The organism is Clostridium gelidum, assembly GCF_019977655.1.
Lineage (GTDB): Bacteria > Bacillota > Clostridia > Clostridiales > Clostridiaceae > Clostridium > Clostridium gelidum.
Genome location: NZ_AP024849.1, coordinates 389,916 through 402,885, shown reverse-complemented (window position 1 = coordinate 402,885; position 12,970 = coordinate 389,916). Strand labels below are relative to the sequence as shown.

Annotated in this window: 9 protein-coding genes; all 9 read right to left on the bottom strand. The window is 28.3% G+C overall.

The window, feature by feature from the left end:
- Positions 1-36: 36 nt before the first annotated feature.
- Complete coding sequence (locus psyc5s11_RS01870; protein WP_224035971.1) at positions 37-1,563, bottom strand: response regulator transcription factor; 1,527 nt, start codon at positions 1,561-1,563, stop codon at positions 37-39.
- A 12-nt stretch (positions 1,564-1,575) separates the two neighbouring features.
- Positions 1,576-3,459, bottom strand: a complete 1,884-nt coding sequence (locus psyc5s11_RS01865) for a sensor histidine kinase (protein WP_224035970.1) — start codon at positions 3,457-3,459, stop codon at positions 1,576-1,578.
- A gap of 371 nt (positions 3,460-3,830) precedes the next feature.
- Entirely contained in the window at positions 3,831-4,508 is a 678-nt protein-coding gene (locus psyc5s11_RS01860; RefSeq protein ID WP_224035969.1) for a transaldolase family protein, read from the bottom strand.
- Positions 4,509-4,719: 211 nt separating this feature from the next.
- On the bottom strand, positions 4,720-5,652 hold the full coding sequence (locus tag psyc5s11_RS01855; protein WP_224035968.1) for a glycyl-radical enzyme activating protein: 933 nt from the start codon (positions 5,650-5,652) through the stop codon (positions 4,720-4,722).
- A gap of 3 nt (positions 5,653-5,655) precedes the next feature.
- Positions 5,656-8,001, bottom strand: coding sequence for a glycyl radical protein (locus tag psyc5s11_RS01850; protein ID WP_224035967.1), 2,346 nt, complete (start codon positions 7,999-8,001; stop codon positions 5,656-5,658).
- A 203-nt stretch (positions 8,002-8,204) separates the two neighbouring features.
- Positions 8,205-9,137, bottom strand: coding sequence for a hypothetical protein (locus psyc5s11_RS01845; RefSeq protein WP_224035966.1), 933 nt, complete (start codon positions 9,135-9,137; stop codon positions 8,205-8,207).
- An 18-nt stretch (positions 9,138-9,155) separates the two neighbouring features.
- Positions 9,156-9,728, bottom strand: coding sequence for an RNA polymerase sigma factor (locus psyc5s11_RS01840; protein WP_224035965.1), 573 nt, complete (start codon positions 9,726-9,728; stop codon positions 9,156-9,158).
- A 308-nt stretch (positions 9,729-10,036) separates the two neighbouring features.
- A complete protein-coding gene (locus psyc5s11_RS01835; RefSeq protein WP_224035964.1) occupies positions 10,037-10,876 on the bottom strand; it encodes a patatin-like phospholipase family protein in 840 nt (279 codons plus the stop codon).
- A 140-nt stretch (positions 10,877-11,016) separates the two neighbouring features.
- Positions 11,017-12,723, bottom strand: coding sequence for a methyl-accepting chemotaxis protein (locus tag psyc5s11_RS01830; protein ID WP_224035963.1), 1,707 nt, complete (start codon positions 12,721-12,723; stop codon positions 11,017-11,019).
- Positions 12,724-12,970 lie beyond the last annotated feature (247 nt).

The following is a 12,970-nucleotide window of genomic DNA, read 5'->3' as shown; positions in this document are numbered from 1 at the left end:
AGTATATTTTGAACTTGTTATTTTATTTCATGTGCCTTAATAAAACTTCATATATTCTTTTGGTGCCATACCTGTATATTCTTTAAATACCTTGCAAAAATACTTAGAATCACTATAACCAACCTTCTCAGCAATTTCATAAATTTTCATTTTTTTATTTGTTAATAATTCTTTTGCTTTCTCGATTCTAAATTCTTTCAAATAATCTGAAAAGCTTTTTCTTAGTTCCTTTGTAAATAACCGGCTTAGGTATTCAGGGGTTATATTCATTCCATTTGCTATTTCTTCAAGAGAAATCTTATCACTATAATACTCTTTTATATAATTCATGGCTTTTCTCACAATCAAAGAATTTATTGTAGATTCATCATCATTTTTTTCCCCTACCTTATCAATTACATAATCTAATCGTTCTTTTAATTCATCAAATGTACAACTAATTTTAATGGAATCTAAAATACCTTCATTTTTTAATTGAGTATAAAAATCATTATTACAGCTTTTAGAGACGGTCAAAATTGAAAAAATGTACTTACTACAGATATCAATTATATCAATTGGATCATAAACATTAGCTTTTAAATATGACATAAACTTTTCATTACTGTCTACCAATCTTGCTTGATCATTATTCTTTATTGCCTTTATCACTTCATTTTCAATTTCTCTTGGATAATTGCATTGATTTATTTTTAATTTAGAAATCAATTCTTCATAGATTATCTCATCATTTCCAAATACAATAGGCCATCTAGATAACCTTTTAAGCTCATTAAGGGAACTTCTGATTTCAGCTAATCCATTTATATTAATAACACTAACTGTAATACTAGAAAATCCACTTTTTCTTATGGAAAATAACAAATTATACTTTAACATCTTTATAAATTCTAAAAAAGCTGTTGTAGTATTTATGAAAATTGGTAAATAGTTATATTCTTTTAAAACAGAATAATAAAAAATTTCAATCTTGTAATACTTCATAAAGTCATATATTTCTTTTATTATGAATTCGCTTTTCTCTTCATATTCGTCTCTTAAATACAAATTTACAAGATACATATTTTCATGTTGTTTTACATTACTTTCAATAATCTTATAGAACTTGTCTAAATTCCTACCTTTATTTAATAATACTTGTCCTAATATTTCTTCCTTAGGTATGCCCTCTACAAGCAGTTCAGCATTTTTCAGACTGAATTTTCTTTCAATCTGTTCCATGCTGCTTTTCAAAGCACTGTAAGTTATTGGTTTTAATAAATATTCTTCTACTCCTAATTTTATACCTTTTTGTGCATATTTAAAGTCTGAATATCCACTCAATATAATAACATATGGATCTTGACCATCCTCTTTAATTTTTCCAATCATATCAAGTCCATTTAGCTTTGGCATTTCAATATCAGTAAAAATAAGATCCGGTTTATACTCTTTAGCTAAAATTAACCCTTGCTCTCCATCAGACGCTTTTCCACAAACAATATAGTTATCACTAAGTTTTCCTAATAAGTTCCCTAAGCCTTCTCTAGCATTAACTTCATCTTCTACAATCAAAATTTTCATAAGTTTCCCCCCCTAAACAATCAATGAAATAACTAACGCTATAGTAGTTCCTTCCCCTTGAATACTTTCTATATCAAATTTAGCATTATCACCATAATAAATTTTTATCCTATCATAGACATTCTTTATACCTATATTTTTATCCTCATCTTTCCCTAATTTTATGTTATTAATTATTTCTTCAAGTTTTCTGTTTTCAATACCATTTCCATTATCGTTTACTATAATTTTGATATGATTATCTTCAAATTTATTTATATCAACTTTTAAGATCCTTCCACTATCATATCCTTTGAATCCATGAATAATAGAATTTTCAATTAAAGGCTGCAATAATAACTTATGAATTCTATAGCCTAAAACAGTTTCATTTACATCTAAATCCAGTGTAAAACTGTTATTAAATCTAATTTGCTGTAAGTATACATATTTTTTCAACCATTCAACTTCATCGTAAATAGTCACTTCTTTATTTATATCACCTATACTATACCTTAGTATCTGTGCAAAGTTTCCAATGGTATCACTAACTTCATAATTCTCATTTTTAATTGCCATCCAATTTATGCAATCTAAAGTATTATATAAGAAATGCGGGTTAATTTGTGCAACGATTGCCTTTATCTCTGCTTCTCTTCTCTTATTTGATAATTCAACAATATAATTACTTTGACTTTTTATATCTTCTACTAAAATATTTATTGTTGATAACATTTCATTGAATTCATCGCTTATAAATGACAACTCATCTTCAGTATTAAGTTTTATTTTTACATTAAAATCACCTTTTTTAGCTTCTTTCATTCCCTTAACAATAATTCTGACTGACTCATAAAATTTATTAGAAAATATTATAATAACAATCATAACGATGATAACAATTACAGCTAAAAATGCAAATGTTAAATTCCTTAATAAGTTAACTTCGTAAAATAAATTATCTTTATCAACAACACTAATTACCTTCCAACCAACACTATCTATAGGGATAGTGCTTACGGATATATCCCTATTTGTAAAACTAGGAATTGAGTAAATTAATTGGTTTAGAGTTTCAGCATTGCCTTTATCATTAACCTCTTTGTTAGAATAATCTTTTATGTAGGTTCCAATATATTTTTTGTCTTGAAATGATATGATTCTTCCATTATTATCAACTATTACTGAACACATATTTATTTTATCCTCTGCAAAATTTTCTTTATCCATCTCCACATTACATACGTCAGATAAAACTTGCTCATCAAAGCTCATAATCATTATGCCCATCTCTTCTTTAGTTCTTATATCTCTGACTTTTAGTCCCATGTGAAACATGTACTCCGGCTTTCTACCAATATAACTATTAGAAGTTGTAGGTAGTATAACTTGGGTATTACTATTTAAAATCTCAGAATAAATTTCGGCTTTATCAGAGTCACTATACATATTCCAGACTCTGTTATTTATACCTTGATTTCTTTTATCATAATATACATTCCTGCCATCCTTCCCCACAAAAGTTATGGCCCTAATTTGACTTCTCGAATACGAATAAGACCCAAAAGCTTCTCTAATTTTATTAATGGATGCTGCCTTTTCAAATTCATCTCCATCATTAAACATATTTTCTAACCCTAAGCAATCATTGTCTGCTGTGATTCTATATAAAATATCCTTATAGTAATTCATATCTGTTTCTATATTAGTTTTTATGTAAAATAAATTTCTATCTGTGAGACTTATGATTTTCTTTTCAAGATAATGTTGCGATAGCTTGTACAAAAATAATTGAGTAAAAACCATTGGGATAATTGAAATAATTATAAATATACTTAACAGTTTTACTTTTATACTATAACGTTTCCAATTCAAATAATGCTTCATATTATTTTTTAAATTACTAAAAAACTTCATTACTACATCTCCTAAAATGTATAATATGGATTTGTTGATGTTAGCTTTATAAGGTAAATATGATTAATTGTATTACGTAAGGCACAATCAAAAAAATAACAAGTTCATATGTCTAAAGTTTACTGCATCTTTATTTTTCGTTTTTTTATTAATACTAAAATTTATACTATACAATAATGTTTTATGTCTTCCACAATTAGTAATTTAATGAAATCATATATGCACAGGAATGTCAACTTGTAATTACAAGTTGACATTAATTAAGAAGGTCATATCATACTTTCTGTTTCTCAATAAAGTATGATATGACCTTCTTAATATTTTATTTTTCATTAATAATATTGCGCCTGGAATATTTAATCGAATATAAACTATAAATTTTCCATTGTATTTCCTTCACCAACTAAACTATAGAAATCTTTCGTAAATACATCTACTGCATTAGTTGTTGCATCATGTTTAATTAATCCTTCTATTACATCTGGTGCAGCTGTAACAGATCCAATTCCATGTTTACATAAATTTAAGACTTGTTGTGAATTTTTAAAACTTGCTGCGAGTACATCAGCATTTAAATTATGCATTCTAAACATATCATGAATATCTTTTGCAACCTGAACTCCATCAGCTCCCATATTATCTATTCTATTTACATATGGTGCTGTATATCTAGCTCCTGCTTTTGCTGCTATGAATGCTTGCATTGATGTATAAATAGCTGTAGCTGTTATATTTACATTTTCATTCTTTAATAACTTCATAGCTTTAATTCCTTCACTTGTTACAGGAACTTTTATAAACGTATCTTTCCCAAGTACTTCTAACATATGATGAGCTTCATCAACCATTTTTTCAGCAGTTAATGATACTACTTGTGCATGAAGTTGTGCTCCTTCTGGTAAAAATTCTCTAATTGCTTTTAACACTTCCATTGGATTTCCACCTTGTTTCTTCAATATAGAAGGATTTGTTGTTACCCCATCACATGGAAATTCTTCATAGATTTTTTTGATTGCTTCTAAATTTGCATCATCGACTAATATTAACATTTTCATTCTTCCTCTCTGTTTCTTATTTTTATAATTTAGGTTATTAAATAAGTAATTTTTAAATCAAATAAGTTCTTAACCTGTATTTTACAAGCAAATTCTAAAATTCTAAAATTGTTTAGAATCTTAGAACTTAAGAATATTACAATAAAAACATTTTTATTTATAACATTTATACTTACTTAATAACCAATGACTATCTAATACATGACTACTTTATTAAGTTTTGTACTCCTTCTAAATAAGCAATATCCTGAAATTCTTTCATTTGCTCATCTGTATACATCTTGGGGTTTTCTTCAAAACAATAATCCAAATTATCTATTAAATTATATTTTGATTTTGCAAGCGGATTATAATTTAGTAATTCATATTTTACATTTGGATAAATGTCTGAAATATATTTACTTATAGCACTAATATTATCATTATTTGCTGTAAAGTTTGGTATCAGTGGTGTTCTAATAATGACATAATCTTTCTTATCACTTTCTAAAATAAGCTTAATATTTCTTTTAATAAGCTCATTACTGACACCTGTAAAAGCTTTATGTTTTTTATTATCAAATTCCTTAAAATCTGCAAATATTATATCAAGATAAAGTAATGCTTCTAATAGATATTCGCTAGACACAAATAGTGAAGTTTCTATAGCTGTATTTATTCCAATCTCTTTTAGACGTTTGAGTAACGCAATGGTAAAATCCGCTTGAGAAAATGGTTCTCCACCAGATAAGGTAACTCCACCACCATATTTAAAAAATGCTTTGTCTTTTATTGCTATTTCCACCACTTCATCTAAAGTATAACTCTTAGAATCCATGGTTAATGCACCTGTAGGACAAATATCAACAGCAACATGATTTTGCTCGTCTGTACATTTTTCTTTAACAATACATATTTTGCCACCTTTTTCTATTATCGATTCATTAGAGCAATTTTTTACGCATAATCCACAATTAATGCATTTATTTTCAAAATATATTAAATTCTCTTCTGAAGAAATGCCCTCAGGATTTTGACACCATGCACATTTTAATGGACAGCCTTTAAGAAAAATTGTTGTTCTTATTCCATCACCATCATGGGTTGAAAATCTTCTTATATCAAAAATTCTTCCCATTAGATTATTGTTTTTTTCCATAGGCTATACATCTCCATAACTTGTTCTAGCTATAATTTCATTTTGCAATTCTCCTGCAAGTTCAGTGAAATATGCCGTATATCCTGCTACACGTACAGTTAAACTACGATAATTTTCAGGGTTCTTTTGTGCTTCTAATAAATCTTCTCGTCTTAATACATTAAACTGAATATGAGGTATTTCTAAGTCTACAAATGTTCTTAAGAATTTGGAGAATTTATCAATACCATTTTCTGTTTTAAAGAACTCAGGTAAGAATTTCATATTTAGTAATCCACCATTTGTAGTTAAAATATTATCTAATCTAGATACAGATTTTAAAACAGCTGTAGGACCAGCAGAATCCCTTCCGTATACTGGTGACATTCCTCCATCGGCTAATGGTTGTTTTGCATATCTTCCATCAGTGGAAGCTCCTACATTTTCGCCCATTGGTACGTGAGCTGATACAGTATACATTCCTGTATGATATCTTCCTCCACGATAATTTGTATAATTAGTAAGCTTTTTATTGAAATATCTAGCCCATTTAGCCCCAATTTCATCTACCCATTCAACATCGTTACCATACTTAGGTGAACGATTTAATAACATAGCTCTTATAACTTCATGACCTTCAAAATTATTTTGAAGTGCTTGTAATAAATTTTCTTTTGAAATTCTTTTTTCGTCATATACTAAGAGTTTAATTGCTGCTAAACTATCTGCTAAATTTGCAACTTGTATCATTTGAATTCCTGATAGATTATAAACTGCTCCACCTGCTGTAACATCTATCCCTTTTTCTATACAATCATCTATAACTGATGATAAGAATGGTGACGGCAGCACATCTATATGTGCTTTTTCAACTTGTTCACAAGCCAAAATCATCTTATCAATAAAATAATCTATTTCACTGGTAAATGCTTTTTCTAAATCTTCATAAGTTTCATAGGTTGTTATATTTCCTAAGTTTGGAGCAATTAAATCACCTGCAAGTAAGCACTTACCATTATTAAGTGTTAATTCTAAAGTCTTATTTAAATTAAACATGGCAGCATCGCTCCACCCAAGATTATTACCTTGTGTTGTAATTTCTACACAACCAACAATTGCATAATCTCTCGCATCCTTTTCAGAAATCCCTAGTTCCATAATAGAAGAAATAACTGCTTCATCATTAAAAAATTGTGGCATTCCACTACCTTTTGCTACAACTCTTATGCTTTCCTTTAATAACTCTTCTGATGTTTCTTTATGCAATCTTACAGATAAGTTAGGTTGTGGTAATCCAAAATGCTCTTGTGCCTTCAAAAATAAGAAGGATAATTCATTAGAAAAATCATTACCATTTTCATCTTGCCCACCAATTGCAATGTTAAATCCTATTGGAAATCCTGCAAAGAATTTAGCACTATGTGAATTTCTTAAGTATACAATTTGATTGAATTTTAACCAAATACATTCTATTATTTCTAGGGCCTTTTCATTATCCAAAGTACCATTGTCTATATCCTTCTTATAATACGGATATAAAAATTCATCCATTCTTCCTGGTGAAAATGACGATGCATTTGATTCCATATGGAGTATCACGAACAAGAACCAAATAGATTGAACTGCTTCATGAAAAGATTCTGCAGGCCTTATCGCAAGATTCTTACAGTTTTCAGCAACTGCAAGCATGCTTGACTTTAACTTTTCATCACTTACTAATTCAGCTTTTTCTTTCATTAAATCATGGTATCTCATCATAAATTTTTGAGTACCTTCCATAACAATGACTACACTCTCATAAAAATCTTTATTGGCATATTTTATTTTTCCAATAGCTTTTTGTTTGATTCCTTCTGGACCTAATTCAAGCCATTCCTTGCAATTTGGACATATATGACCTTGAGCATGATCCTTTTGATTGATCTTTACTACCTTTGCAATTTCATCGATTTCTTTTCCGTATCTTTTTCTAATTACATCTTCTAATGAGTGGTCTTCCCAATATGGCTTAATAATTTCACGAAACTTTTCTATATCTTCTGTTTTCACATTGAATTTATCTTGAGCTCTAGTTGGCAAATCTTCAAATTCCCTATCAATCCATGAACTACCACTTTCAGGGAACACAACTCCATCTCTAACACCTTTAGTACGATTGCCTACAATTAATTCTTCATTTTCAACATCAATTTCTAACTTTAAAAGAGAATTTTTTAATGCTAATGCTCTCTTTATAATAACTGGCTTATCTTCATTTTGTTTATATGTTTCTGTTATTATAAGTGCTTGTTCAACAGATGCATATCTTTTATGCGATAACATTTTTTCTTTTAACTCTTTAATTCTAGGCGACATTACTAATCCATTCATATCTTTTTCTCCTTTCCGATTTTTTCTTATTGTTTGCTATTACTGTATTCTAATTTTATCTTATTTAGAATTGTTTTTCAATATATTTTTTATTATTTTGTATAGTTTTCTTTTAATCATATAGATTTATTCTAAAAAAATTGAAAATAACAGAAGTTCACTGAAAGATGACTATCAGTGAACTTTATAATTACCTCATTATTCTATTTTTCTTTTAAAGTTTTAATATACTCTGTTGCAAATTGTTTTACTACATCAATGTTTGAAAGATCTTTTCCAATGGATATATAATATTCTACTCCATCATATTTCCAGCTCAGAATATAATTAGTTATAGTATCTACCGGCTTACTCTCCATATTTGTTCTAGTAACGCCTTTCTCAATCTCTTTCATATTATACTTAGGCTGCATTACTTTTGTAACTTTACATGTAATATCATTAATAGTTATTTCTTGTTCAATATCTTCATTATAATTTTTTGAATCTTCATTTTCCTTCATCAAGGTCAACACCAATTGATGTCCTTGCTCATTCATATATTTTGAATCCGCGCATCCAGTTAACTTATACTCTTTACTAAGTTGGTTAAAAGCTTTATCTTCGTGTAAGGCCTTTATTAGTTTATTTACTATACTATCCATATCTTTATATTTTACATTATCCACCTTTATCCTTGCATATGGCATTCCAACTTCATCATCTTCTTTTAGATAAGTATACTCACCAATTTTCTCAGGCAAATTAATTTTAAAACCAAACCTTCTTTCTATGTCACTCTTATTTTCATCTGTCACTGGTATAGATGGACCATAAACTGGAATCTCTGTATCTTCTGACTTTTCCACAATATTACCAGACTTATCCGGATAAAATATTGTTTTCAACACCTCTTGGGCGGCTGCTCTTGCTCCTGGTGAAAATGTGAAAACTCCACCAAGCACAAGTGCTACACAACATGTAGGAACTAGTACTATCTTTTTCATATTTTGTATATTAAAATATTTTCTCTTACTCATTTCTTTCTCCCTCTTATTCCAAGCCTCATTAAAAATATCTCTTGAGGTTTCAATATTAAAATCACTATCATCTATAACAGATTTTAAAACATTATCAAAATAATCTTTATCCTTCATTTTTAATTAGACTCCTTTCTATTTAACTATTCTCATTTCATTTTCTTCCTCAAAGTAACTGCCTAATTGTTTTTTTAAAGCAGCTCTTGCATAAAATAAACGTGATTTTACTGTAGCCTTAAAGCAGCCTGTAACTTTTGAGATTTCCTCTATTGACATATCATTATAGTAATAGAGAATAACCACTGTTTTTAAATTTTCGCTTAGATTATTAACAGCATTTTGCATTACATACTTTATCTCGTAACTATCAATCGCATTCTCTCTGCCTTGATTTTTATCACAAAATAATTCTTCGTTTTCTGATGTTATTTCTAGAGGAACTAATACTGATTGTTTTTTTGACATTTCCCAGCCTGTTCGAACAAGTATCTTAAAGAACCATACTTTAAATGCCTTTGGATCTTTAAGTTTGTTTATTTCCAAAAAACATTTCATATACGTTTCTTGAAGTATGTCTTCTGCAATTCCTTTATTTCCTGATAAATAATAAGCAGTTGCTAATGCTTTTTTTTCTACAGTTTGTAAAAGCTCGCGAAATGCTTCTTTTTCGCCAAGCTTGCAACGCGTTACTATTTCTTCTATATCCATATTTACACCTCTCTTCCGTTTTTGAGCGCCTATAATATAAGAGGGCTAATTTAACATAAAGGTTTTGTTGTTTTTAGCTTTTTTGCTAATTTCTCAATTACTAGCTACTATAACGTGAATAAATTTTAATATATTTTTGATTATGCTATAAAATTAAAAAGAGTAGTGGATAATTCCACTACTTTCTCTAACTTATTAATATATATTTTTATCGTTTTCAATAAATTCTTAAAAACCATACCCATCCAGTAAAGAGAATCACCATAACGCTCTAAAGCATGCCATAAACAATCGCTTTTAAAAATCATCTAAATATAATTTAGTATCTTTTCTTTATCCTTTATAATTAAATCATATCCATTTTGATATATTGCTTTTAATTTATTTTTATCTCTTTCAAATCTACTTATATTCATACTTATAGTTGGTCTTATTATAAGTGCTTTTCCGTTCTCTTCTAATTCTTTGCAATAATCAAGTTGCTTATTATATTTAATATACCTGTCTCTTAATACCTTCGCTAGCTTAGGATATTTCTTTTTATAAATTTTATATGTTATTTCATTAGCTTTAGATTTAGTCTTTCTATATCCTTCATTTCTTGTTAAAACAATTATATTTTTATTATTGCCATCAGCTATTGATTTATTAACTGGTATAGGTTCTGAAAGTCCTCCATCTGCGTAGTATTGTCCATTAATTTTTTCAAATGGAAACATTAGTGGTATTGCTATACTCGCTCTAAGAATTGAACCTCTTTTATCTAATAAATCCTTATCAAAATACTCAACGTCTCCAGTTTCAATGTTAAAAGCACCGGCTAGCATCTTTCCATCAAATTCATATAAAGTCTTATAGTCAAAAATACAATGCTTATTAGGTATTTCATCAAATACAAAATCTAAATCCATAAGAGACTTACATTTAATTAAATTTCCATAGCTAATATATCTTTTGTTGTCCATGAATCTTTCCATGATCTCTAAGTTTCTACCTCTTTGCTTAGAGACATATGAATAAGCATTAGTGGCTCCTGCTGAAACCCCTATTACATATTTTATTTCTGCTTTAATATCTAATAACGCATCTAAAACACCCGCTGTAAACAAACCTCTAAATGCTCCACCTTCAAGTACAAGTCCTGTCATAATTTAAGCCTCCACTAAATATTCTATTAATATATTATAACTTAAATAAAATGTTTAAGTTATAAATATTAGGCACATTTTAAAAAATAACAGACCAAATATACAGCGTATATTTGGTGTGTTGTTTTATTTCATCTACCTTAGACAGTAAACTTTTCAATTTGATTTATTATTACTTGCATTATAGATTTTAATTCTTCTGCTGATTTTGAAACTTCAGATGCAGCACTTTCCATTTCCTGTGATGATGCAGTAATTTCTTCAGAAGATGCTGAATTTTCTTCTGATACCGCTGATGAAGTTTCTACACTTTCTATAATATTATCTTTTCTTTTATTTATATCAATTATTGAATAATTCATTTCCTCAACTTGTGGTACTATATCTTCTATAGATTTTACTATTTCTCTAAATGAAGCTATAGTTTCACTTATTATATTAATTTGTTCTTTTAATTCTTCGTTAGCAGCAGTTGTTGTTTCTTCTACTAGGTTTGTCTCTGTATTTATAACACTCAACAAATCATTTATATCCTGCGACGAACTTTTAGATTGTTCTGCTAATTTTCTAATTTCATCTGCAACGATAGAAAATCCTCTTCCAGCTTCTCCGGCTCTTGCTGCTTCAATGGCTGCATTTAAAGCAAGTAAATTAGTTTGCTCTGCTATTCCATTAATCATATTAGTTATCTCTGTTATTTTATCCACACTAAGACTTAGATCAGTAACTCTTTTTCTTGCTTCATTATAAGATGTTGCGATTTCATTCATAGAAACACCTAGATTTTTTAACTTAGTATCACTTTCATTTGCTCTATTGCTAATATTTTTAGTATTTTCATCTACTTTACTTATAGATTGAGTTATTATTTCTATTTTATCTCCAAAAGAGCTTATGTCGTTATTTATTGTCATAAGCTGAGTAGCTTGCTCTCCTGATCCTTTTGCTACATCTTGAATTGCATTTGATACTTCTTCTATAGAACACTTCATTTCTTCTGACACCTCAGTAAGTGAAATAGAATGCTTATTAACACGTATGGAATCATTTTTTATTTTAGAAATAGTAGTTGCAATAGAACTTATAGTTTTACCTAATGCCCCCTCCATTATCCCAAATTCATTAGTTAATTCAGTATCAAATTCTACTGTAAAATCACCTTCTGATAGAACCGACACTTTATGTATAAATTCTTTAATTGAATTCCTAATCATAAGTATTATCCCTATTGATATTAACGCTAAGATTAAAATAGATACACCTATTATACTTATAAACATAACTATGTTTTTTTGATATAAACTTTTAGAATTGTTAATTTCAGTTGTACCTTTATCCTTTTGATATTGGATGAGTGCTGCATTCTGTTTAGCAATCTCTGTTCCATATACGCCCATGTCAACATTTGTTATTTGGGGATCTGGAACTATATTATTTTTTCGTTGTTTAATAATATCTGGTATGAAAGAATAATAATGTTCATATCCTTCTTTCAATGCCATAGCCAATTGATGTTCTTCATCATTATTTTCTGATGAAATAACATTTCTAGCTATTATATCAGTTATACTTTGATTTAATCCTAACATTGTTTTTTCATTTGCTTCATCAAATGGTCTATCGATTATCTTAGTTAATGTATTTCTTAAAACTCCCATATTTCCATTAACTTCTCCCCAATCGCTCAGATTAGGAATTACATTATCATACATCGCTAGATTTGCATTATACATTTTTAATGTATTTATGTATCCTAAAACCCCAATAGTGAGTGTAGATAATAAAGATATTGTCACTAAAATTATTATACTTTGTACGATTTTAATATTTTTAAATTTTATTTTCATTTTTCCTCCTAAAATATGAATTATATTAATATTTCACTACTTAACATAAACTAACTAATTCGTGTTAACGTGTGCAATACTATTTTATACCATCTATTACTAAGATTACAATATTTATTATTTAATTAAATCAGGTAAATACAAAATAATAAATTCAGAATGCAATGAAAATTTAAACATCCATCTTGTTATTACTATAATATTCCTTAAATCAAAGTTAAGTATAAGTACTAAATTTAGGGGTGAA